The organism is Marinobacter litoralis, assembly GCF_003336705.1.
Classification (GTDB): Bacteria; Pseudomonadota; Gammaproteobacteria; order Pseudomonadales; family Oleiphilaceae; genus Marinobacter; species Marinobacter litoralis.
Genome location: NZ_QMDL01000002.1, coordinates 807,424 through 830,609 on the forward strand (window position 1 = coordinate 807,424; position 23,186 = coordinate 830,609).

The window sequence follows — 23,186 nt, forward strand, 5'->3', positions numbered from 1 at the left end:
GATCAGTGCAAAGTCGGCGCGTTGCCTGCGGGTTTCTCAGGCTCGTTGAATTCAGTAAATACGGTCAGCGCACCCAGCCGAACGTACTCGGTAATCTCTAGTAACTGCTGTTCGCTTTCCTCGTCCGACTCTTCATCGTCAGATAACTGGCTGATGGCAACCAGATCTTCGATCAGCTCGCGGATTTCATCCGGCGCCTGCCCTAGTGATGCTCCGGCAGCCAGAGCCATACCTTCAAGAAAACCGCGAACCCAAGATACCAAAGCTTCAAGTCGCTGCTCGATGGCGTATTCATCATCGGGTAACAAAGGCTGAAAGCTCATATCCGAAGACTGCAGCTGCGCCAGCGTTTTCGTGTAAGCGCCGTTCATGAAAGGCGCCAGTTCTTCAGATTCTTCCAGCGCCTGTTCTGCCAAGCCCATATGATCACAGACCATGGCAAGCCATTCCTGCTCGGTAATACGAGTGCCTGCCGATAATTGACCACACAGCACGCCGTGCAGCTCGGACGGATGACTGAAGGCCTTATGGGCGGTGAACACGTTGGCCCATTGCTCGAACTCTGCGGCTCGGGCGGCAGCGGTGGTATCGGTTTCAGACATGAAACAGCAGCTTCCTGTATCGGGGGAACTCACCTGCCAGGCAGGGAACTCCGGTAAGATTTAAAGGCTATATCCTAGCATTCCACAGTACCTGTGGCACTGTCAGCGCTCCTGGAGACTTGCTTTTCTACCCGCTCAAGATGAAAATGTTATAACATATCCAAAGTTCGCAAAGGCAGCTCGATGAAATTCCAATACCCCATTACACTCATAAGCATTCTGACACTCGGACTTTATTCCGTTTCGACTGTCGCCCAACAGAATCTTCAGGCGCATCAGCACGGAATGGCCGAACTGCAAGTAGCGATTTCAGGCGAACAAATCGACGTATTGCTACTATCGCCAGCGTACAATCTGGTGGGATACGAGCACCCTCCCCGTTCTGCCGAACAACATCAAACGCTTGAATCCGCCGTTGCATGGCTGAAGCACACGGCCCTGGTCGATACACCTCACCAACAATGCACGCCCGAGCAATCTCATGTGCTGACCAGCTGGAATGACCAGCACGCCGATCACCATGGCCATGGGCACGACCATGACCACGACAGTTCAGGACACAGTGATATTGAGATTATCCAACGCCTGCACTGCCCCGGGCTATCCGATATCAATGAACTGCAAACCGAGCTATTCGACCGCTTCCCCGGCGTAGAAAAGCTCAAAGCGCAATGGGTCAGCCCGCAAGGCCAGAACGGCGCACGTCTGAGCCCCGGCAAGCACCGATTCCAGCTTGGCCGATAGCATCATTCGGTATAAGGCTCAACGGCGCTGGCCTTGATCGAATAGGAAGACGCACCAATGGCGTTCTCGGTTTTCTCGATGGTCAGCCGACCCTCAATCCAGACCGGGTCGTATAACGCCTGCAAAGTGAACCCTTCCGGATATTTCACATGGATGATCTGGTTGGGCGGTGGTGGTGGCACGTGAATGCAAGCGCCGTAGTAAGGCACCAGAAAGAATTCGAGTATGCGCATGTCCTTGGTGGTTTTCAGTGGCACGACGAAACCCGGAATCCGGCCTTCCACGTTGGCCATTTCCGGCACTACTCGACCGGTCATAATTTCATCCGGGAGCAAGGCCGGACCGTCTCCATCGTGCTCCACCTCCGGCAGGCTTTCGAGCAAAGCAAGGTCCTCGGCCGGCATCAATTCGAGCCAGTCGATTTCTCTGGGCTTTGCCTCTACTACACCGGAAACCAAAATAAAGAAAAATAGTCCAAAGCTCGCAATTAGAGCCCGAGCATTCAAAGCCAGTGACATGAAACGCAACTCCACTTGGGGTATACCAGACGATTACGGCCATCATACAACGGAACTCATACAGCCGACATGAACATCGAGACAGCACAACAGCCTTCCGGTTCACTCGCCATCCAAACCCACCAACTCCGGTTTCGATGGCCCAAACAGCAAGCACCCCTGATGTTTCCCGACATCCAGCTCCATCGCGGCGAGCACCTTTTCTTGCGCGGCCCCAGCGGAACCGGAAAAAGCACACTACTCAGCATGCTCGCAGGCATGATGTTGCCGGAAGCTGGCTCAATGCACTTGCTTGGCACCAACCTGAGTGAATTGAAGGGCGGTGCCCGGGACCAGTTCCGGGCCGACCATATGGGCGTTATTTTTCAGCAATTCAATCTGGTGCCCTATCTGAGCGCACTGGCCAACGTGACCCTGCCGTGTCGTTTATCCTCTCGGCGCCGGCAACAGGCTCAAGGCAGTCCGGATGCAGCCGCCTCGGCTCTGCTGCGCGATCTGTCAATTCCCGAATCGCTCTGGCACCGGCAAGTCACCGAGATGTCGATAGGCCAACAACAACGGGTAGCCGCAGCACGAGCCCTGATCGGATCACCGGAGATCATCCTCGCGGATGAACCCACCTCGGCACTGGATACCGATAACCGGGACCGGTTTATCGAACTCCTCCTGACTCTGGCCCACGAACACCGCTGCTCTGTCGTGTTCGTCAGCCACGACCGAAGCCTCGCGAATCACTTCCACCACCAACTGTCACTGGGAGGTGAATCATGAGCAAACTTCGCCTAACCCTGTCATTGGCAACCGCCAGCCTCTGGTACCGCCGCCGGGTGTTGGCCATGGTATGCCTGACGCTTACTCTCAGCGTCACACTGTTGCTGGGCATCCAGTACCTGCGCACCGAAGTTCGGCAATCTTTCACCAGTACCATTTCCGGCACCGATTTGATTGTCGGGGCACGCAGCGGGCAGCTGAACTTGTTGCTCTACACCGTGTTTCACATTGGCGATGCTACCAACAACATTCGATGGAGCAGCTTCGGCCAGATCGAAAACGACCCGCGAGTTGACTGGGCCGTTCCTATTTCTCTGGGAGACAGCTATCAGGGCTACCGGGTAGTGAGCACCAACGGCCAGTTTCTGAAAAGGTTTCAGTACGGCAACGATCAACCGCTGGAACTTGCTCATGGCCAATGGTTCTCGAACCTGTTTGATGTCACGCTCGGGGCAGGTGTCGCCCGTCAGCTTCAACACCAGGTGGGCGATCAAATTGTGTTATCTCACGGAGGTGGGCGCACCAGTTTCTCCAACCACACCGACCTGCCATTTCGCGTCTCTGGCATTCTGGAAACCACCGGAACGCCGATTGACCAAGCGGTGTACATCAGCCTAGAGGCTATGGAAGCCATGCACGTAGGCTGGAAATCCGGCGTAGCGATCCCGGGCAGAACCTTGTCGCCAAGCTCAGCCGAGGCCCGCTCGTTCACACCCGATGCCATCACCGCCATGCTGCTCGGTTTGAAACATCCGATTATGACCTTTCAGTTACAGCGAGAACTCAGCCAGTTTCCCGACGAACCTCTATCAGCCATTTTACCCGGGGTCGCGCTGAGCGAATTATGGCGCATGATGGGCCAATTTGAGCAGGTTCTTTTGGGTATCAGCGTGTTTGTCGTCGCCACGAGCCTGATCGGCCTGATGGCAGTGCTGTTAACCATTCAATCTCAACGTCATCGAGAAGTGGCGATTTTGCGCGCTGTGGGCACGTCCCCGGGGCTGATCGCCGGGCTCTACAGCCTGGAATGCGTCGTGCTTGCACTGGTGTCCTGTGGGTTCAGTGTGCTCATCGGCGCAGCTGCCATATTCACGCTTAGCCCTTGGCTGCTGTCGCATTACGGCATTCACATCGGCCTGCGTGCGCTGAATCCGGATGAATGGCTGCTGCTCGGCATGGTGCCGGTGGTCGCGTTTATCGTGTCATTGGCACCAGCGTGGCATCACTGGAGGAAAAGCCGAGCATTATCGTTCGGCAACAGCGACTCGAACTAACCTGACACCAAAGGTGACACACTTCACGGAGCCCGCGCCATGACAATGCGGTAAATTGACCGTTGTGGTGCGGGCACTTATAGTTACTGCAATCCAAATTACTCACACTGAGCACGTCATGGAACAGTCCGAAGTACAGTTGTTAGCGGACAAGCTGGACAAGTTGATCGAGCGCTGCGAAAAACTCGAGAGAGACAACGCTTTACTGCGCGAAGCGCAGGACGATTGGAATCGTGAGCGAGCCCAGCTTATGCAAAAAAACGATCTTGCCAAAAACAAGATTGAAGCCATGATTGGCCGCCTCCGGGCACTGGAGCACCACTGATGTCACAGCAGTCAACCACCGTCGAAGTCCGGATTCTCGACAAAGAGTACCTGGTGGCCTGTCCGCAGGAAGAGCAAGAAGCACTTCTGCGTGCCGCTCGGCATCTGGACAACAAAATGCGGGAAATCCGCTCTACCGGCAAGGTATTCGGCACCGAACGTATTGCCGTGATGGCCGCGTTGAATATTACGCACTCCCTGTTGGAGCGAGACACCATGTCGGAAGCCACCAGCAATCTTTTAAAAGCCATGGATAACCGCCTGGACGAGGCTTTGGGCGAACCCTCAGACCGCTAATCTCGCAATGACTCGGCAAAGGGGGTTGCAATCGGGGCCGGCCTTGGCCCTATAATGGTTCAACTTCCTGGGCTGTTCGCTGGTCGGGTACGTCCTCGAGCCGATGCGCTTTACCCAGGTGACCACTTCAGGGCATTGTGAGCACGTCCCCCGCGGGGGAAAGCCTAATATGTCACAGCGGTCGCCGACCTTGAACTTTGGGTTCAAGGGCTACATCCGATAACGGCAGCCCGGGAAGCTTTATTTTGAACACCCTTTCCAGAAGCGATCTCCGCAAAACATTGCGCAGCCTGCGCAACGATCTCTCTTTCGAACAACAGCAACAAGCCTCAGAGCACCTCGCCCTGAATCTGCTTCGCCATCCCGATTTATATCGCGCCAAGCACATCGGCATTTATCTGGCCAATGATGGCGAAATCGATCCGCATTTGTTTATTGATTTGGGCCGGCGCAAGAACATTCACTTTTATTTGCCGGTGTTGCACCCGGTTTATCCCGGAAAGTTGGTCTTCAGCCCCTATAGCGATGGCACAGAACTCACGCCAAATCGTTTCGGCATTCCCGAGCCGCCGTTTCCGGAAGCCCGGCGCAGGCCGGCCTGGTCTTTGGATGCGGTGCTGTTTCCACTGGTGGGTTTTGATGAGCAAGGCGGCAGGTTAGGTATGGGCGGCGGGTTCTATGACCGCACGTTTGCATTCAGCAGGATACGGCCGGCCATGGCACCGAAGTTGATCGGGCTTGCCCATGAATTTCAGAAGGTGGAGTCGTTACCTATCGAACCGTGGGATGTACCTCTGCACGGGGTCGTTACTGATAAGCGGTGTTATCAGTTCCGGCGATAGTCGGCTGCCTGGACGAAGCTGGTGACGGGAACGTCTCTGGCAGAGCGCTTGTCTTCAGAGGCTTGGATCGTTGTGGTCACACCGGTAATCACCAGACCGACAGCAAAGATGAACACGATGGTGCGGATGATGTCTGGCTTGTTACCCATGGGGCGTATTCCCGTTATTCTTCTAACTAAATGGCTGGAAAATCAGTTGGCTATTCTTGATACCAAGAATTAGACGAAAGACTAACATCTAATTTCAGTTTTACAATTTTTGACGGATTACGATTACGTAAGGGTTTGATTACGTTTGCGTGACAAACCCAAAAGCTATGGTAACGGCGATTGGCCGGCCGAAGCAGTGGCTGAACCCCCTGTCGAAACACGCTCCTTCGGCCCATCCTTGGGGCGCTTGGGCTCCGCCATCCATGGCTCCGCACAGTTTCGACAGGGGGTTCAGCCACTGCTTCTACTTAGGGTTCCTGCCTGCAAACTAGCGTTTTACTCGGATCTGCCGTTACCGGCTCCCAAGAACAGTTTGTAGGCTTCGTTGTCTGTCATGTTCTCGTAGCGGAAACCTACTTTCTCCAGCATCTCTTCAAACGCCGAGGTTTCGTCAGCGTTCACCTGAGCGCCAAGCAGTACCCGGCTGTAGGCTGCGCCGTGGTTGCGGTAGTGGAACAGGGAGATGTTCCAGCGGGTACCGAGTGACATGAGGAATTTCAGCAGCGCGCCCGGGCGTTCGGGGAATTCGAACTGATAGACGACTTCGTTAGTGATCGATGGCGCGTGGCCGCCGACGAGGTGGCGGATGTGCTGTTTCGCTATGTCGCTGTCGGTGAGGTCGGTTACGGAGTAGCCAATTGCTCTCAGGTCTTGCAGCAATTCTTCCCGGCCAAGCCCGCCAGCCTGAATCTGGATACCCACAAAGATGACCGCCTGCTGGTCATCCGCGTAGCGGTAGTTAAACTCGGTGATGCTGCGTTTGTGTAAAGCCTTGATGAAGGTTTTAAACGCGCCGGGTTGTTCCGGGATGGTCACGGCCAGCACCGCTTCGCGTTTTTCACCGATTTCCGTGCGTTCGGAGATATAACGCAAGCGGTCGAAATTCATGTTGGCGCCGCTGAGTACACCGGCCAGATTTTCGCCTTCCAGCTGCTCACGCTCGATGTACTTCTTGATACCGGCCACAGACAAAGCGCCTGCCGGTTCTGCGATGGAACGGGTGTCCTCAAATACATCCTTGATGGCCGCGCAGATTTCGTCGGTGCTGACGGTGATTACTTCATCGACCGTGTCTTTACAGATATTCCAAGGCTCTTCACCAATCTGCTTGACCGCAACGCCGTCGGCGAAGATGCCCACTTCGTCCAACACCACTCGTTCACCTGCGGCCATGGCGGCCTGCAAGCAATTGGAGTCTTCCGGCTCTACGCCGATGATTTTGATATCCGGGCGCAGGTATTTGATGTACGCGGCCATACCCGCGATCAAACCTCCCCCACCAACCGGGATAAACACGGCGTGTAACGGCTGTGAAAACTGCCACATCAATTCCATAGCCACGGTGCCCTGCCCGGCAATCACGTCCGGGTCATCATAGGGCGGGATATAGGTATACCCGTGCTTGGCAATCAGTTCCTGCGCATGAGCGGCCGCTTCGTCAAAGGCATCGCCTTTAAGCACCACTTTGGCCCCTCGCTCGCGCACGGACTTCACTTTAATGTCCGGTGTGGTTTGCGGCATGACGATGACCGCTTTAATGCCCAACTGCTTCGCCGACATGGCCACCCCCTGGGCGTGGTTGCCGGCGGACGCGCATATCACGCCCTTGGCTTTTTGCTCGTCCGAGAGCTGAGCAAGCCGGTTGTAAGCGCCACGAATCTTGAAGGAGAACACCGGCTGCAGGTCTTCACGCTTGAGCATAATATTGTTGCCAAAGCGAGCGGACAGACTACGGGCTTCAGTGAGCGGTGTTTCGATAGCGATGTCATAGACCCGCGCATCGAGGATCTTCTTGATGTAACGTTGCGGCATGATGGTTCCGGTTGCTGATGATCGGCTTGGAAAAACGTACAGTTTAGGAACTTTGCACGGTTGCCGTCTATAAGCAGAACGCCTGCAGGCGTATAATGCGGATAAATTCATCCGATCTCTCCCGGAGCGCCACATGACTCAGGACGAACTCAAAAAAGCCGTGGCAAAAGCCGCCATGGACCATATTGCCCCACACCTGAACCGCAAGAGCGTTATCGGGGTCGGCACCGGCAGCACCGCCAACTTCTTTATCGATTTTCTGGCCGACTACAAAAACGAGTTTGACGGCGCAGTTGCCAGCTCCGAAGCGACCGCCGAGCGCCTGAAGGGGCACGGCATTCCAGTGTATGACCTTAACGCGATCGACGAACTGGAATACTACGTAGACGGCGCCGATGAAACCAACGAACGGTTAGAACTCATCAAAGGCGGTGGCGCTGCCCTCACCCGTGAGAAAATCGTGGCGGCCGTAGCCAAAACCTTTATCTGCATCGCCGACGAATCGAAAAAAGTGGATATCCTGGGCGCATTCCCCCTGCCCGTTGAAGTCATCCCCATGGCCCGCAGCCACGTTGGCCGCGAGATCGTAAAACTCGGCGGAGACCCGGTGTATCGCGATGGCGTTACCACCGATAACGGCAACATCATCATCGATATCCACAACATGGACATCTCACGCCCGATCCAAGTGGAAGAACGCATCAACAACATTGTTGGCGTGGTTACCAACGGTCTGTTCGCGCGCCGTCCGGCCGACTTGTTGCTACTAGGCACCAGCGAAGGCGTAAAAAGCATTCCTCGCCAAAACAGCTGATACCCCTGAACAGACCTCGAAAGCCGGCTTACCTGCCGGCTTTTTTTATGCCCCGACAAAGCCAGAACCAAGCGCTTGCTAGGTAAACTTAATTGCGAGACACTCAGACCATTCCAAGAACAAAAAGGAACATCAACGTGTCTGATTATTTCAACGAAACCCACGAGCAGGTTCGCCTGACCGCTCGCAAATTTATCGAAACTCACGTTCGCCCTTACATCGACGAATGGGAAGAAGCCGGCGAATTTCCCCGAGAAATCTATCAAAAAGCGGGCGAAGCGGGCCTTCTCGGCATCGGGTTTCCGGAAGCGCTTGGAGGCATTGGCGAAGGCGACATCTTCATGAAAGTAGCCGCATCCGAAGAATTGATGCGTTCCACCTCCGGCGGTTTCGTGGCCAGCATCGGCTCCCTCGATATCGGCCTGCCACCTGTCGCCAAATGGGCAAACAAAGAGATTCGGGAACAAATCGTGCCCCCGGTACTGCGCGGCGAAAAAATCTCCGCCCTCGCCATCACCGAACCCGGCGGTGGTTCCGACGTCGCCAACATCAAAACCCGCGCGGTGCGCGACGGCGACCACTACATCGTCAACGGCAGTAAAACCTTCATCACCAGCGGCACCCGCGCCGACCACTACACCGTTGCCGTTCGCACCGGAGGCGAAGGCCACGCGGGCATCAGCCTGCTGCTCATTGACCGCGACATGCCCGGTTTCTCAAACGGCAACAAACTCCGCAAAATGGGCTGGTGGGCCAGCGACACCGCCGAACTCTACTTCGAAGACTGCAGAGTCCCCGCCGACCGCCTGATCGGAGCCGAAAACGCCGGCTTCATCGCCATCATGAGCAACTTCCTGGCCGAACGCCTGAGCCTGTCCATCATGGCCTACATGACCGCCCAACTGGCCTACGAAGCGGCACTGGATTACACCAAACAACGCCAAGCCTTCGGCCGCCCTGTCTCCGGCTTTCAGGTCACCCGCCACAAACTCGTGGACATGGCCACCCAAATCGACATCGCCCGGGAATACACCTACCGCTGCGCAGCCCTCATGCAAGCCGGCAAAAACCCGATCAAACAAGTCGCCATGGCGAAGAACTTCTCGGTGGACGTCTGCGAAAAAGTCACACGCGAAGCGGTGCAACTGTTCGGCGGCATGGGTTACATGCGCGAATCTGTGGTTGATCGCCTGTACCGAGACGCCAAGATCCTCTCCATCGGCGGCGGCACCACTGAAATCATGAAAGAACTGATTGCCAAACAGATCAGACTGTAGATTTCGGAAGTTACTGAATCGGGCTTCACCTGAAGCTAGAAAGGGCCTCTGGTGGCCCTGTCCGAAAACGTGGAGCGCCAAGGATGGCGCGACCGAGCCCTACAGGGACGTATTCACGGGCGTTTTTCGGACAGGGCTGCCAGAGGCCCGCTTGCACCCAAAGCCAGGTCCGCCTACCAACGTTTAGTTTCGAATGCCTGTAGAGTCCCGTATAATTGCGCCCACTTTTCGAACACCGTTAAACGAACCTAACGTATCAGGAAGGAACTCACATGCAATTCGACAACATCCCAGCGGGCAAAAACCCGCCAGAAGACATCTACGTAGCCATCGAAATCCCGGCTAACAGCTCCCCGGTCAAGTACGAACTCGACAAAGACATGGGCGCCCTGCTGGTAGACCGCTTCATGGCCACCCCCATGTTCTACCCGGCCAACTACGGCTTCATCCCGCACACCCTGGCTGACGACGGCGACCCGCTGGACGTACTGGTTGTGACCCCATACCCGATCCAGGCCGGCTCTGTAATTCGCTGCCGTCCGGTTGGCGTACTGAACATGGAAGACGAAGCCGGTGGCGACGCCAAGCTGGTTGCCGTGCCTCACGACAAGCTGACCACCATCTACCACGACGTGAAAGAAATTGACGACCTGCCAGTACTTCTGCGCGACCAGATCCGTCACTTCTTCGAGAACTACAAAACGCTCGAGCCCGGCAAGTGGGTAAAAGTACAAGGCTGGGGCAACGCTGCCGAAGCCAAGCAAGCTATCGTAGACTCGGTTAACGCCTACAAAGGCTGATCGCGTTTCGGGCATTAAAAAACCGGGCCTCTCCAAGAGCGGCCCGGTTTTTTTTTATTCGACAAACATCGGATCAGGCATCAGCCCCGCGACAACAAATCCCGCATATCGCTGATCGCTGCGTTCGCCCGCGACAAATACGCCGCCATCGTCAACGAATGGTTGGCCAACAAACCAAAGCCACTGCCGTTCAGAATCACCGGGCTCCACATAGACGCCTGCGTGCCCTCCAGCTCGATAATGATCTGCTGCACACTCGCCATGGCATTCTTATCCTGCAGCACCTTCCGGAAGTCCACTTCCATCGCCCGGAAGATATGCAACAAGGCCCAGGCCGTGCCTCGCGCTTCGTAGAACACATCATCGATCTTGGTCCAATCTGTCTTCACATCTTCGCCACTGACCGCTTCAGACAGCGGGTCATTCTCATCCGTGTTCGACATAGACTCAGAGACCGAGGCTTTACCCACACTTTCGCTCAAGGTTCTGGACAGGCTACCCAGCCGAGTTTCCAGGTCCGCCAACCAGTTATTCAGGTTATCCGCACGGGCAAAGAACTGGGCGTTGCTTTGCTGCGGGTCCGACAAGCGATTCAGATAACGCTTCAGCGCGTTGATACCGCGGCGGTATTCATTCTCAGTGGAAGGAATCGCCCAGCTTTCGCTGTCGAAGTGCAACTGCGGCTCGGCAATGATCAGATCAGGGTCTTCCGCAGACTGACTCTGGGAGCGGCTGATATCTTTACGAAGAGAGCGGGACAAATCCCGAAGCTGCACCAGCACGCCGTATTCCCAATTCGGCATGTTGTCCATCCAGAGTCCGGGAGGGAAAATATCATTCGAAATGTAACCGCCCGGCTTATCCAAAAGCGTTTCTGCCAAACGAATCATGGTGGCGGTGGTGGTAAACCCGGCTACCGGCTCACGATTCATCTCGCTGGCCAGGGTGCGAGCATGCTCCCGGACCGAGAAACCGTCCGGTTCACTGCTCCAGATGATCCCCAACACAATGCTAATCAGCAGGTACACCACCAGCAGCGCCAGGATAAACTTTACGATTACGCCGCTGCCACCGGTGTAATCCTGAACATCCTCTTTCTTGTCCTTGAAGTACTGTCTGATTTTACCCGGCATAAAACGTTTACTCTCCTGTTGATTTCTCTTCGGCCGCGAAAGGTCGGCCTAGATGGTAGCCCATGGCGCCATCGATACCCAATTTACAGAGTACCGAGTATTCCTCACTTCTTTCTACACCCGTAGCGAAAACTTTCACACCCCGACTCCGGGCAATACCGATAACCGACTCCAACCAGAACCGGTTGTCCTCGTGGCTATCCAGGTCGTGTACAAAACTGTTATCGATCCGCAAAGCGCTCAACGGCAGGTTTCGTAAGTAATTGAACGGTACCCCCCCAACACCGAAGCGGTCCACCAAAACCGGAACGTTCAGTTTAACCAACGCTCGAATCAATTGACTCGCCTGCGCGCGATGGTGATGCAAAGTCGTTTCCGAAATACCCACCCATAACCGACGATTTAGTGCCCCGGCAGAACTCAGTTGCGCCAGAAGATCTTCCCGGAACATCTCATCAGCCACCGAGGCCGAACCTAACGAAATCGCCAGATTCTCGTTCGGATGACACTCAAGGCGCTCCAGCACGCTGGCCACCAGAACCCGATCAATATCAGCAATAAGACCGAGACGCTCCGCCATAGGCACAAATGCCCCCGCCTTCAGCACACCCTCTGGCGTGCAAATCCGCGAGAACACCTGGTAATACCGCAACTCCTGCTCCGGGCCCTGCACCATGGGCTGCAGCCAAAGTGACAGGTGCTTGTCGCGAATGGCATCGTTGATAATGTCGCGCCAGGTTTCCATCGTGTGGTAACCATTGCCGCCGGCATCCTTGATCCAGCAACACGACTCCTCACGTTGCTGGGCCGTCCGTAACGCCGAGTCTGCCGCCGCCAACAGATCCCGAGCATCCGCCTCCTTAGATGCAATAGCCAACCCGGCATGAACAAAGGTTTCAATCGGCGCAGCGATATCCGAATACAGTCCATCCAGGGTCTCAACTAACGCTTCACACCACACTTTTACGTCCACAGCCGAGGCGCCGGGCAGATACACCGCAAATTCTGCGCCCGTCCTTCGACCTGCGAACGCTCCACCATGCTTCCCCACAAAGCTATTAATGATCTTGCCAACCTGCTTCAGCACCCGGTCGCCTTCTTCGCGACCGTGGCTTTGGTTGTAATCACCAAAACTGCTCAGTTGAAGCAGCATCAACACTCCTGGCGCAGACTTCTCTTCGGATTCAACTTCCACCTTTAAACGCTGATCAAACGCGCTGCGGCTTGCCAGCCCGGTCACCGCATCTTCGTTGTTCACTTTGCGCAAGTGCTGGATCAACTTCCCTTGCCCGGCGAACAACTGCCCCAAATCGTCCGCCATCTGATTCATGGCTTCGGTAACCTGGTTCAGCTCTCGGGTAGAACGCACCTGCACCCGCTCCCTGAAATCCCGCCGGCTTAATGCACGGGCCTGCTTTTCCAGTGCCTTGAGCGGCTGCAGCAAGCGCCGCAACAAAAACCATAAGGCCAGCATACCCACACCACCAATCACGACCACCGCGGCCAACAACCCCACCGTAATTCGCCAAAGATCGTCGTAGGCCCGGCCCAGGTTACTGACGACCTGAACCGTCCCCAGCTGTGCCCAGCCGCGAACCACTTGCGCCGTCCCCTCCGGCTTGGGCAATTTCGCTGCCTGCACGAACCAACCGGGTGCCACTTGGGTTCGCAAAGGCATGGATCGACCCGCCAACATAATGCCTTCATGGCCGACAAATTTTACCGACAGATAACTTCCACTATCGAACACTGCATCGATCAATGAAGAGGCGGCAACGATATCGGAAGCATCAACGGCTTTGGACAACGCCACGCCGGTGGCGGTCGCCGCATCTTGCGCGTGTTCTAAATGCTGCGACGAAACATAATCCCGGAAGGTATTAAACGTGACCGAAAAAATGGCCAACAAAATGAGCACCAATAAACTGCCGGTGAAGAGCAACAACAATGCCCGAAGGCTGAGCACACCATATTGCCGCTGCCTGTTCGCTATCTGCACCATTGTCATAAAGCTCCAAGACCCCGGACCGAACCTCAAGATGCCCCTAACTCTGTGACCATCTTCAAGAGTTGACAAACATTTACAAAGTGCTGCCTACGTCAACAACATTAAACACTATAGACTCTACCCAAGGACTATGAAGTCTCTGTCTAACCTGACCAAGAAATAAGTTCGTCCTGCCGGATAGAACAACCTATAACAGTAAGGCCCGAGCACAATGAGCGACGAAAGCCAGAAGGAAAAACTCAGACAGCACTTTGCCCGCCGTGTCACTACCCAGGCGCGCGTTGTTCTGGATACCTGGCAGAAAATTCACGACGACCCAGCGCAAGCCCAACCATACCGTAACGCTCTGGAAGCCGCCGCCGACAAATTGGTGCGGTACGCCCGCCGTTTCGAGATGGAATCTCACGCTCGCGCCGGCGACCGCATTCTGGAGCAGCTGACCCAGTGGCACACTGACGCTGCGCTCAGCACCGACCACCAGCAAGCTCTTGAAGAGTCGATGGAAGCCCTTCGTCACTGTACACAACGCCGCAGCGACGAAAACAATGATGCGCCCCATCCGTTCCGCCGAACCCCCGTCTACTTGGCGCTGGCCGACGAAGAGTCGGCCGCCAGAATGATCAAGCAACTCGAATTTTTCGGTTTCCGCGCTTCCGCCTACCAAACGCCTAATGAACTGATGGCTGCGTGTGCACTGAGCAAACCCGAAACCATCCTTATCGACATCAACTTTGGCGGTGGAGCATCTTCGGGAATATCCACGATTGAGCACCTACAGGAACAGCACGACACCCCCATTCCGATAATTTTCATGAGCGACGAAGACGGCTCGATCGAAACGCGATTAAGAGCCTCCCGGTGCGGTGGCGAAGAGTTTTTCTATCCGGCGGTTGATCCGGGCCAGTTGATTGAAAAAATAGAAACCTATACCCACGGCAATACCGTGGAACCTTACCGGGTGCTGGTGCTCGACGATTCCCGGGCTCAGGCCAAATTCATGGAAACCGTGCTAAAGAAGGCCGGGATGAACGCCCACATCATCACCGATCCGATGCAGATCATTACAGCACTGGAGGAATTCTCGCCCGAGATCATCCTGCTCGACATGTACATGCCCGGTTGCACGGGTATGGAGATTGCCCGCGTCATTCGCCAACAGGACAAGTTTCACAGCGTACCGATCATCTACCTGTCGGCCGAAGACGACGTGGGCAAACAGCTGCACGCCATGAGCCTGGGCGGTGATGATTTTCTGACCAAGCCGGTTGACCCCAAGCACCTGATCGCCACACTGCACAACCGTGGCCGTCGAGCCCGCTCTCTATTGGCACTGATGATTCGCGACAGCCTGACCGGGCTGTTCAATCACACCCACACTCTGTATCTGCTGGAACAGGAAATCGTTCGGGCTCGCCAGAAAGACCAGCCGCTGTGCTTCGCCATGATCGATCTGGACTACTTCAAGAAGGTGAACGATACCTTCGGTCACCCCATTGGTGACCGGATCCTCCGAAGCCTGTCCATGTTCCTGAAGCAACGGCTGCGCAAAACCGACCATATCGGGCGGTACGGCGGTGAGGAGTTCGCGTTAATTCTGCCAAACACTCGCCCGGGCGATGCCCGCAACGTGGTCAATGAAATTCGGGAACGGTTTTCCGAACTCGTGCAAGAGGCCGGCGACCGCCAGTTCAAAGTCACCTTCAGTTGCGGACTGGCTGCGTGGCAGGGCGACAGCTCACAATCGTTGTGTGAACGGGCCGACCGGGCCTTGTATGTCTCGAAAGCCCATGGTCGAAACTGCGTCACATTGGCCGAAGAATGATCCCCCTCGGGCCGGGCTTTCTGCCCGGTCCATGAAACCAATGTCGAATACCCGCTCTATTCGCCATCACCGACAATGCTAGCCATCAACGAAATGTCATCGTGGATGAGGCAATTGCTGTGTAATCTTTTTCAGGATCAAAAGTCGTATCCGAAGATTGTCAAAAAGTGTTGATCTGAAGGGAATAAGTACGCACCATTCAATCAAACTGTCGTTATCTTCGGCGATCCTGTTAAAAAACAAACAAGGCAAATTTCATCATGTCGACCATACTTGTGCTACATGGCCCCAACCTTAATATGCTCGGCACACGCGAGCCTGAGGTCTATGGCCATGAGACGCTGGCAGACATTGACGACCGCTTACGTCAACAAGCTTCGGAACAAGGCCATCATCTGCTGCATCTGCAATCGAATGCAGAGTATGAATTGATCGACCGCATTCACGAGGCCCGGACTGAAGGGGTGGACTTTATCATTATCAATCCCGCTGCTTTCACCCACACCAGTGTCGCCTTGCGGGACGCTCTGTTGGCATCGGGGATCCCGTTCATTGAAGTGCACCTGTCGAACGTGCATGCGCGGGAGCCGTTCAGGCACCACTCGTATTTTTCAGATATCGCCCAAGGTGTTATCTGCGGTTTAGGCAGCCAGGGTTACGATCTTGCTTTACAGGCTGCCTTGCAAAAAATTCACTGATAGACCAGAGACAATGGGACTGGAATAGTTATGGATATTCGCAAAATCAAAAAACTGATCGAACTGCTCGAGGAATCTGACGTCGAGGAGCTGGAAATCCACGAAGGAGATGACTCCGTTCGCATTTCTCGCCGTCGCGAGCAAGCCGCCGCAGGCCAATACGTGAGCCACTATGCAGCGCCCGCACCGCAAGCAGCTCCAGCTCCTGCGAGCGCACCAGCAGCGGAAGAAGCGCCTGCCGCGCCTGCAGCTATCAATGGCCACGCGCTGAAATCGCCCATGGTAGGTACCTTCTACCGTTCGCCTTCGCCGTCTGCACCGGCATTTGTAGAAGTGGGCCAATCGGTCAAGGCTGGCGATGTCATCTGCATTGTTGAGGCAATGAAGATGATGAACCAGATTGAAGCAGACAAGTCTGGCACCATCACCGAAATTCTGGTCGAAAATGGCCAGCCGGTGGAGTTTGACCAACCTTTGGTCGTCATTTCCTGAATCTGGTGATTGCTACCCATGGCTATGTTAGAAAAAGTTCTGATCGCAAACCGCGGTGAAATCGCCCTGCGTATACTCCGCGCCTGCAAAGAGCTGGGCATTAAAACGGTGGCGGTTCACTCTCAGGTAGACCGCGACCTGATGCACGTTCGCCTGGCAAATGAAACGGTCTGCATCGGCCCAAACAGCCCGACAGACAGCTACCTGAACATCCCGGCGATCATCAGTGCTGCGGAAGTGACAGACGCTGTCGGCATCCATCCCGGCTACGGCTTTCTCGCAGAAAACGCCGACTTTGCGGAACAAGTCGAGAAAAGCGGTTTTCGCTTTATCGGCCCCAAGGCGGAAACAATCCGCCTGATGGGCAACAAAGTTTCCGCCATCGAGGCTATGAAGAAAGCCGGTGTACCTACCGTTCCCGGTTCGGATGGCCCACTTACCGATGACGATGAGCGTACCCTGAAAGTCGCCCGGAAAATCGGCTACCCAGTTATGATCAAAGCCGCTTCCGGCGGTGGTGGTCGTGGCATGCAGGTGGTTCACTCAGAAGCGGCTCTTCTAAAGGCAGTCCAGATCACCCAGACGGAAGCCAAAAACGCCTTTGGCGACCCCACCGTGTATCTGGAAAAGTTTCTGGAAAAACCTCGCCATGTGGAAGTTCAGATTCTGGCAGACATGCACGGTAACGTGATTCACCTTGGCGACCGGGATTGCTCTCTGCAGCGCCGCAACCAGAAAGTCATCGAGGAAGCGCCAGCCCCGAACCTGAATCCGGAATCACGGGAACGCACGCTCAAAGCCTGCGTTGATGCCTGTAAAGAAATCGGTTACGTCGGTGCCGGCACCTTTGAGTTCCTGTATCAGGACGGCGAATTCTACTTCATCGAGATGAACACTCGAGTCCAGGTAGAGCACCCGGTATCCGAGATGGTTACGGGCGTCGATATTGTCCGTGAACAGCTGCGCATTGCCAGCGGTCTGCCACTGGAATACAGCCAAGACCAGATCAAAATTTCAGGGCACGCGATGGAATGCCGGGTCAACGCTGAAGACCCGAAAACCTTTGCGCCCAGCCCCGGCAAGATCAAACACTTTCATGCCCCCGGCGGAAACGGTGTGCGAGTTGATTCGCACCTATACAGCGGCTACACCGTGCCTCCTTACTACGATTCCCTCGTGGCCAAACTGATCACTTGGGGCGCAGACAGGGACATCGCGCGCAGGCGCATGAAAAACGCGTTGGATGAAATGCTGGTCGAAGGCATCAAGACGAATCAGCCGTTGCACAGAAAACTGGTACGCGATGCAGGTTTTAAACAGGTAGACTTCACCATTCACTACCTCGAAAAACTGATACAGGATTAACCATGCCCTGGATACAACTCCAGATTCCAGCTGATCCCGACACTGCGGATCAGCTGGAAGACCTGCTAATGGAAATGGGTTCGGATGCCGTTTCCATGGAAGATGCCGCCGACCAACCCCTCTACGAACCTGACCCGGGCACAACGCCCTTATGGAGCCAAACCACCGTCACCGGTCTGTTTCAATCCGATCGGGATATCGAGCAGCTGTGCTCCGATATTCGGGATGCCTGGCACCAGCAGACCCAGCAAACTCTGGCAGAGATCGATGTCACGCTGGTCGAAGACAAGGATTGGGAGCGGGCCTGGATGGACGACTTCCATCCATTGCGGTTTGGTGAACGGCTCTGGATTGTTCCCAGCTGGCATGAAGCCCCTGACCCCGACGCCGCCAACCTGCTGCTGGACCCCGGCCTAGCATTCGGCACAGGCACCCACCCCACGACCGCCCTTTGCTTACAATGGCTAGATGGCCAGGATGTCGAAGGTAAACAAGTAACCGACTATGGCTGCGGCTCCGGCATTCTGGGCCTTGCAGCGTTGTTACTGGGTGCCAAACACGTGATCGGTGTAGACACAGACCCTCAGGCTCTGGAAGCCAGTCGTGAAAACGCCCGGCGTAATGAAGTTGAAGACGATCGCCTTGATCTGTACCTGCCCGGCAGTGATCCCGACACTCAAGCGGATATCATGCTCGCCAACATTCTGGCCCAGCCATTAATTGGTCTGGCGCCCCGGTTGGCTGCACTGACTCGCCCTGGCGGCAGCCTCGTCCTCTCTGGCATTCTGTCTAATCAAGCCAGAGAAGTGATGGAAGCCTACGAACCTTGGTTCGTCATGGACGAACCCGAACAGAAAGAAGAGTGGATTCGCCTCACAGGACGGCGCAAGGGCGAGTGACGAATCAAACGTTTACGTCTAAACTGCGTGGTTCCTAGTAACCACGCAGTGACGAAGCGTTCAGGATAACAGCATGACCCAAAGCAGCCTGCAAACACAGTGTCCAGAGTGCGCAACCCGTTTTCGGGTAACTGACGAACAGCTCAGTGTCGCCGGAGGCAAAGTCCGCTGCGGCAACTGCATGGCCATCTTTAACGCGAAAGAGCACCCCATCGCGGCCTCCGGCAGCACTACGTCATCTGCCACCAATACCGACTCCAAACCTTCCGCAGCTGAAGATTCCACCCGCGAAGACACCCGCAGCGGCATAATTGAAGACGAGTTCGTCTTCGCCGATAACCCTGAGGAAGATGCGGAAGAAGAACTATACGCGGGCAAAGAACTGACTTTTTCCGAGGATGAGTTGAGCGAAAGCTTTCTCTCGGTAGACGACCGTCACAACGAAAGTTTCTCTGAAGAGCAGCAAGGCCCGATCAGCGCAAATGTCGATGAAAGCTGGGCCGAAGCCATGCTTTCAGACGATCAGCCTGAAACCCCGGAGAAGCACACCAAAACGCCTGAGCCTGAGCCTGAGCCTGAGCCTGAGCCTGAGCCTGAGCCTGAGCCTGAGCCTGAAACAGCATCTGCCACCGCCGCTTCAGGCGTCCAGCACGACCAAGAAACAGACCGAGAAGCCCCCGCAAGCGAAAACGCTGACCAACTGGGCGACCCCATTATTAACCAGACCCGCCCGGAGCAAGCTTCCGCGACCTTGTACCAGGATTTACGGCGAGACCCGGTATCGGTTGGCGGCGGAGGCGGTCGCCTTCGGACGGTGCTGTGGAGCCTGGTGATACTCGCGCTGCTCGGGCTCTTGGTAGCACAGGCTGCCTGGTTCCAGTTTGACCGCTTATCCGCCATTCCTCAGCTACGCCCCTTTTACGAGAAAGGCTGCGAACTGGCCGGCTGCGAACTCAAGCCACTGGTGAATGTCGATGCCATTCAAAGTCGAAAACTGGTGGTTCGCACAGCGCCGGACAACCGTAACCAGTTGATCGTCGATGCAGTCATCATCAATCGCGCCAACTTCGAGCAACCTTTCCCTTCGATTGCCCTGACCTTTTCCAACTTGAATGGAGACGTGGTGGCCCAAAGCGTTTTCAGCCCGGACGAGTATATCGCCGGTGACGGCGAGGCATTGGAAAACATGCCCACGGATACCCCGATCAAGATTGCCATCCGGATTCGCGACCCGGGGCGCGACGCAGTCAACTACAACCTGCTCTTCCGTCCGTAGATACCGATAGCCAATCAACGGCCTACAGTCGGTCGAGCAAAAGTCAACCAGACAGAGCGAAAAATAATCAACTTTTTCGCTCATTTATCCCTTCAATCAAACTGCCCTCGGCGGTATCATTACCGCCCTTCGGGAATCAGTCGATCAGATTTTGAGCAACGACTGAAAACCGAACCTTGCTAAACCCGCTGTGACACGGACTCAGATCATGCTGCCAACGGCAAAAATCGGGCCGTACACCCTGCCCAACCCATTGATAGTTGCACCCATGGCAGGTGTAACAGATCGCCCGTTTCGGCTCTTGTGTCGAAGAATGGGCGCCGGATTGGCTGTATCGGAAATGGTCATAGCGGATAGCAAGCTCTGGCATACGCGCAAATCTCGCACCCGGATGAACCATCAGGGCGAACCCGAACCCCGGTCAGTGCAAATTGCCGGCGGCGACCCAGACATGCTGGCCGATGCCGCAAAGCAAAACGCCGAGTTTGGTGCCCAGATCATCGACATCAACATGGGATGTCCAGCTAAAAAAGTTTGCAACAAGGCCGCCGGTTCGGCCTTGATGAAAGACGAAAAGCTGGTTCAGGAAATTCTGGAAGCGGTGGTCAGCGCCGTTGACATTCCGGTGACACTGAAAATGCGCACAGGTTGGGATCGCGACAACCGCAACGCCAAAACAATTGCAAAAATGGCAGAAGACGCAGGCATTCAGGCCCTCGCTGTACACGGTCGCACAAGAGCCGACAAATACCTGGGCGATGCTGAATACGACACCATAGCCGAAGTAAAAGCCAGTGTTGGTATTCCAGTGTTTGCCAATGGCGACATCACCACACCAGAGAAAGCCCGGCACGTGCTGACCTACACCGGCGCAGACGGGTTACTGATCGGCAGAGGCGCGCAGGGCCGACCATGGATTTTTCGGGAAATCATGCATTTTCTGGAAACCGGTGAACACCTTGCGGCACCGCCCCTGAATGAAGTGGAGCAGATTCTGCAGGAGCATCTCGCCGAACTGCACAGCTTCTACGGGGAAAAGATGGGCGTGCGTATCGCCAGAAAACATGTGGGCTGGTATCTGCAGACCCACGACGAAAGCAAACAGTTCCGCAGTCGCTTCAATGGGATCGAAGACCCACTGGAGCAAAAAGACAGCATCGCACAGTACTTTGCACGCTTACGAAATGGAGAGGTATTCGCAGCATGACCGCTGAGACTTTGGCACACGATAATCTGAGCAGCCCGGCCAACGATGAATTGCATCAGTTGCACACGGTAAACGGCAGCGGCAATAGCGTCACCCTGCGCGACAGCGTAGAAGTTGCTTTGAAGAACTACTTCGCGCAACTGGACGGAGCGCCCGTCTCCGACGTATACCAACTGGTGCTTTCTGAAGTTGAAGCGCCCCTGCTCGAGCAGGTAATGAAGTACACCCGCAACAACCAGACCAAAGCGTCTACAATGCTTGGGCTGAACCGCGGAACCCTGCGCAAGAAACTGAAGCAATACGGTCTGCTATAATCAGACACGACCCACAAGGGCCTCCCGGATTCGTTCGCGAGGCCTTTGTTCTTTATATTCAGGCTAACCCCCGGCTTATCTGAACAGCGAAGAAACTGAACCATGGCAAACCAGGCTAACACCCCCGTCCGTCGCGCCCTGATCAGCGTGAGTGATAAAACCGGCATCGTCGATTTCGCACGTGCCCTGACCGAACGCGGCATTGAGCTGCTGTCTACTGGCGGCACCTTCCGGCTGCTGCAGGAAAACAAGGTACCGGTCACCGAAGTGTCCGATTACACCGGTTTCCCGGAAATGATGGACGGCCGGGTGAAAACCCTGCATCCGAAGATTCACGGTGGCGTTCTGGGCCGTCGCGGTACTGACGACGCGATCATGGCCGAGCACGGCATCAATCCGATCGACATGGTGGTGGTCAACCTCTACCCGTTCGAAGATACCGTGGCGAAACCGGATTGCGATCTGGCGACCGCCATCGAAAACATCGACATCGGTGGCCCGACCATGGTTCGCGCTGCGGCCAAAAACCACAACGACGTCGCCATTGTTGTTAACTCGACGGACTACAGCCGTGTGCTGAAAGAACTCGAAGAGAACGACGGCGACCTGACCTACAACACCCGTTTCGATCTGGCCGTCAAAGCGTTCGAACATACCGCGGGTTACGACGGCGCCATCGCCAATTATTTGGGCGGGCGCACACCTGACAACGACAACACCGATTTTCCCCGCACCTTCAACACCCAGTTTGTGAAGGTTCAGGACATGCGTTACGGCGAAAACCCGCACCAGCGCGCCGCCTTCTATGCCGAAAGCAACCCGCGTGAAGCCTCGGTTGCCACTGCCAAACAGTTGCAGGGCAAAGAACTGAGCTACAACAACGTTGCCGATACCGACGCGGCGCTGGAATGCGTAAAACCATTCGCAGACCCAGCTTGTGTCATCGTAAAGCACGCCAACCCCTGCGGCGTAGCCATTGGTGCCGACATTCTTCAAGCCTACGACCTGGCCTTCGCCACAGACCCTACCTCGGCTTTTGGTGGCATCATCGCGTTTAACCGCGAGCTGGATGCAAAAACCGCTCAGGCCATCGTTGATCGCCAGTTTGTGGAAGTGATCATTGCTCCGAGCATTGCGCCCGAAGCCGTAGAAATTGTGTCGGCCAAGAAAAACGTTCGTCTGCTGGCCTGCGGTGAATTCGACAGCCACCGAGCCAAGACTATGGACTACAAGCGCGTCACAGGCGGCCTGCTGGTCCAGGACCGTGACCTGGGCATGGTAGCCATGGAAGACGTGAAAGTGGTGACAGAGCGTCAGCCTACGGAACAGGAACTGAACGACCTGCTGTTTGCCTGGGAAGTGGCCAAGTACGTTAAATCCAACGCCATCGTTTATGCCAAAGCGGGCCGTACCATCGGTGTGGGCGCAGGCCAGATGAGCCGCGTATACAGCGCCAAGATCGCCGGCATCAAAGCCGCTGACGAAGGTTTGGAAGTGAAAGGTTCGGTTATGTCTTCCGACGCATTCTTCCCGTTCCGAGATGGCATCGATGCGGCGGCCGAAGCAGGCATCACTGCGGTTATCCAGCCCGGCGGTTCCATGCGCGACCAGGAAGTGATCGACGCTGCCAACGAACACGGCATCGCCATGGTCTTCACCGGCATGCGCCATTTCCGTCACTGATCATA

At 55.5% G+C, this 23,186-nt stretch carries 24 protein-coding genes and 1 other RNA gene; 19 read left to right on the top strand and 6 right to left on the bottom strand.

Going from position 1 to position 23,186, the window contains the following annotated elements; genetic code table 11:
- Positions 1–2 precede the first annotated feature (2 nt).
- Positions 3–602 carry a UPF0149 family protein gene (locus DOQ08_RS09320; RefSeq protein WP_114334613.1) on the bottom strand — a complete coding sequence of 200 codons (600 nt, stop codon included), beginning with the start codon at positions 600–602 and terminating at the stop codon, positions 3–5.
- A gap of 183 nt (positions 603–785) precedes the next feature.
- Between DOQ08_RS09320 and DOQ08_RS09325 the strand changes: the two genes are divergently transcribed.
- Positions 786–1,346: a ZrgA family zinc uptake protein gene (locus DOQ08_RS09325; protein WP_114334614.1), complete on the top strand. Its 561-nt coding sequence runs from the start codon at positions 786–788 to the stop codon at positions 1,344–1,346.
- A gap of 2 nt (positions 1,347–1,348) precedes the next feature.
- On the opposite strand, the gene DOQ08_RS09330 is transcribed toward DOQ08_RS09325, so the two are convergent.
- Positions 1,349–1,864, bottom strand: coding sequence for a DUF3299 domain-containing protein (locus tag DOQ08_RS09330; protein WP_114334615.1), 516 nt, complete (start codon positions 1,862–1,864; stop codon positions 1,349–1,351).
- Positions 1,865–1,933: 69 nt separating this feature from the next.
- Between DOQ08_RS09330 and DOQ08_RS09335 the strand changes: the two genes are divergently transcribed.
- From DOQ08_RS09335 to DOQ08_RS09360, 6 genes are all read left to right on the top strand, one after another.
- Positions 1,934–2,635, top strand: coding sequence for an ABC transporter ATP-binding protein (locus tag DOQ08_RS09335; protein WP_114334616.1), 702 nt, complete (start codon positions 1,934–1,936; stop codon positions 2,633–2,635).
- Positions 2,632–3,909: an ABC transporter permease gene (locus DOQ08_RS09340; RefSeq protein WP_114334617.1), complete on the top strand. Its 1,278-nt coding sequence runs from the start codon at positions 2,632–2,634 to the stop codon at positions 3,907–3,909. The genes DOQ08_RS09335 and DOQ08_RS09340 overlap by 4 nt, the downstream gene beginning before the upstream one ends.
- 118 nt (positions 3,910–4,027) lie before the next feature.
- The gene (locus tag DOQ08_RS09345; RefSeq protein WP_114334618.1) at positions 4,028–4,234 is read left to right on the top strand and encodes a TIGR02449 family protein; all 207 of its coding nucleotides are present in this window, start codon (positions 4,028–4,030) and stop codon (positions 4,232–4,234) included.
- Positions 4,234–4,530 carry a cell division protein ZapA gene (locus DOQ08_RS09350; protein WP_114334619.1) on the top strand — a complete coding sequence of 99 codons (297 nt, stop codon included), beginning with the start codon at positions 4,234–4,236 and terminating at the stop codon, positions 4,528–4,530. Before DOQ08_RS09345 ends, DOQ08_RS09350 begins: the two co-directional genes overlap by 1 nt.
- Positions 4,531–4,591: 61 nt before the next feature.
- Positions 4,592–4,771, top strand: a non-coding RNA gene (ssrS, locus tag DOQ08_RS09355) — 6S RNA.
- A gap of 4 nt (positions 4,772–4,775) precedes the next feature.
- Positions 4,776–5,372: a 5-formyltetrahydrofolate cyclo-ligase gene (locus DOQ08_RS09360; RefSeq protein WP_264756356.1), complete on the top strand. Its 597-nt coding sequence runs from the start codon at positions 4,776–4,778 to the stop codon at positions 5,370–5,372.
- Here DOQ08_RS09360 and DOQ08_RS15955 read toward each other — a convergent pair.
- Positions 5,357–5,521, bottom strand: a complete 165-nt coding sequence (locus DOQ08_RS15955; protein WP_165823639.1) for a hypothetical protein — start codon at positions 5,519–5,521, stop codon at positions 5,357–5,359. The genes DOQ08_RS09360 and DOQ08_RS15955 overlap by 16 nt on opposite strands.
- 336 nt (positions 5,522–5,857) lie before the next feature.
- Entirely contained in the window at positions 5,858–7,393 is a 1,536-nt protein-coding gene (ilvA, locus tag DOQ08_RS09365; protein ID WP_114334620.1) for a threonine ammonia-lyase, biosynthetic, read from the bottom strand.
- A gap of 133 nt (positions 7,394–7,526) precedes the next feature.
- Between ilvA and rpiA the strand changes: the two genes are divergently transcribed.
- The 3 genes from rpiA (at position 7,527) to ppa (ending at position 10,284) form a co-directional block, all read left to right on the top strand.
- Positions 7,527–8,207: a ribose-5-phosphate isomerase RpiA gene (gene rpiA, locus DOQ08_RS09370; protein ID WP_114334621.1), complete on the top strand. Its 681-nt coding sequence runs from the start codon at positions 7,527–7,529 to the stop codon at positions 8,205–8,207.
- A gap of 137 nt (positions 8,208–8,344) precedes the next feature.
- Complete coding sequence (locus DOQ08_RS09375) at positions 8,345–9,484, top strand: acyl-CoA dehydrogenase family protein (protein ID WP_114334622.1); 1,140 nt, start codon at positions 8,345–8,347, stop codon at positions 9,482–9,484.
- A 272-nt stretch (positions 9,485–9,756) separates the two neighbouring features.
- Positions 9,757–10,284 carry an inorganic diphosphatase gene (gene ppa / locus DOQ08_RS09380; protein WP_114334623.1) on the top strand — a complete coding sequence of 176 codons (528 nt, stop codon included), beginning with the start codon at positions 9,757–9,759 and terminating at the stop codon, positions 10,282–10,284.
- 80 nt (positions 10,285–10,364) lie between these two features.
- Here the strand turns inward: ppa and DOQ08_RS09385 are convergent, their stop codons facing one another.
- Positions 10,365–11,417 (bottom strand): DUF2333 family protein, encoded by a 1,053-nt coding sequence (locus tag DOQ08_RS09385; RefSeq protein ID WP_114334624.1) that lies wholly within the window; start codon positions 11,415–11,417, stop codon positions 10,365–10,367.
- 7 nt (positions 11,418–11,424) lie between these two features.
- Entirely contained in the window at positions 11,425–13,419 is a 1,995-nt protein-coding gene (locus DOQ08_RS09390; protein WP_114334625.1) for a bifunctional diguanylate cyclase/phosphodiesterase, read from the bottom strand.
- Positions 13,420–13,636: 217 nt separating this feature from the next.
- On the opposite strand from DOQ08_RS09390, the gene DOQ08_RS09395 reads away from it, so the two are divergent.
- The 9 genes from DOQ08_RS09395 to purH all read left to right on the top strand — a co-directional run bounded on the left by DOQ08_RS09395 (position 13,637) and on the right by purH (position 23,181).
- Positions 13,637–15,247 carry a GGDEF domain-containing response regulator gene (locus tag DOQ08_RS09395; protein WP_114334626.1) on the top strand — a complete coding sequence of 537 codons (1,611 nt, stop codon included), beginning with the start codon at positions 13,637–13,639 and terminating at the stop codon, positions 15,245–15,247.
- A 260-nt stretch (positions 15,248–15,507) separates the two neighbouring features.
- The gene (aroQ, locus tag DOQ08_RS09400) at positions 15,508–15,945 is read left to right on the top strand and encodes a type II 3-dehydroquinate dehydratase (RefSeq protein WP_114334627.1); all 438 of its coding nucleotides are present in this window, start codon (positions 15,508–15,510) and stop codon (positions 15,943–15,945) included.
- Positions 15,946–15,975: 30 nt separating this feature from the next.
- A complete protein-coding gene (gene accB / locus DOQ08_RS09405) occupies positions 15,976–16,437 on the top strand; it encodes an acetyl-CoA carboxylase biotin carboxyl carrier protein (protein ID WP_114334628.1) in 462 nt (153 codons plus the stop codon).
- Positions 16,438–16,461: 24 nt separating this feature from the next.
- Entirely contained in the window at positions 16,462–17,802 is a 1,341-nt protein-coding gene (gene accC, locus DOQ08_RS09410) for an acetyl-CoA carboxylase biotin carboxylase subunit (RefSeq protein WP_206074848.1), read from the top strand.
- 2 nt (positions 17,803–17,804) lie between these two features.
- Positions 17,805–18,701 carry a 50S ribosomal protein L11 methyltransferase gene (gene prmA, locus DOQ08_RS09415; protein WP_114334630.1) on the top strand — a complete coding sequence of 299 codons (897 nt, stop codon included), beginning with the start codon at positions 17,805–17,807 and terminating at the stop codon, positions 18,699–18,701.
- A gap of 73 nt (positions 18,702–18,774) precedes the next feature.
- On the top strand, positions 18,775–19,977 hold the full coding sequence (locus DOQ08_RS09420) for a DUF3426 domain-containing protein (protein WP_114334631.1): 1,203 nt from the start codon (positions 18,775–18,777) through the stop codon (positions 19,975–19,977).
- A gap of 208 nt (positions 19,978–20,185) precedes the next feature.
- The gene (gene dusB, locus DOQ08_RS09425; protein ID WP_114334632.1) at positions 20,186–21,184 is read left to right on the top strand and encodes a tRNA dihydrouridine synthase DusB; all 999 of its coding nucleotides are present in this window, start codon (positions 20,186–20,188) and stop codon (positions 21,182–21,184) included.
- Positions 21,181–21,498 (top strand): DNA-binding transcriptional regulator Fis, encoded by a 318-nt coding sequence (gene fis / locus DOQ08_RS09430; RefSeq protein WP_114334633.1) that lies wholly within the window; start codon positions 21,181–21,183, stop codon positions 21,496–21,498. Before dusB ends, fis begins: the two co-directional genes overlap by 4 nt.
- 102 nt (positions 21,499–21,600) lie before the next feature.
- Positions 21,601–23,181: a bifunctional phosphoribosylaminoimidazolecarboxamide formyltransferase/IMP cyclohydrolase gene (gene purH / locus DOQ08_RS09435; RefSeq protein ID WP_114334634.1), complete on the top strand. Its 1,581-nt coding sequence runs from the start codon at positions 21,601–21,603 to the stop codon at positions 23,179–23,181.
- Positions 23,182–23,186: the final 5 nt, after the last annotated feature.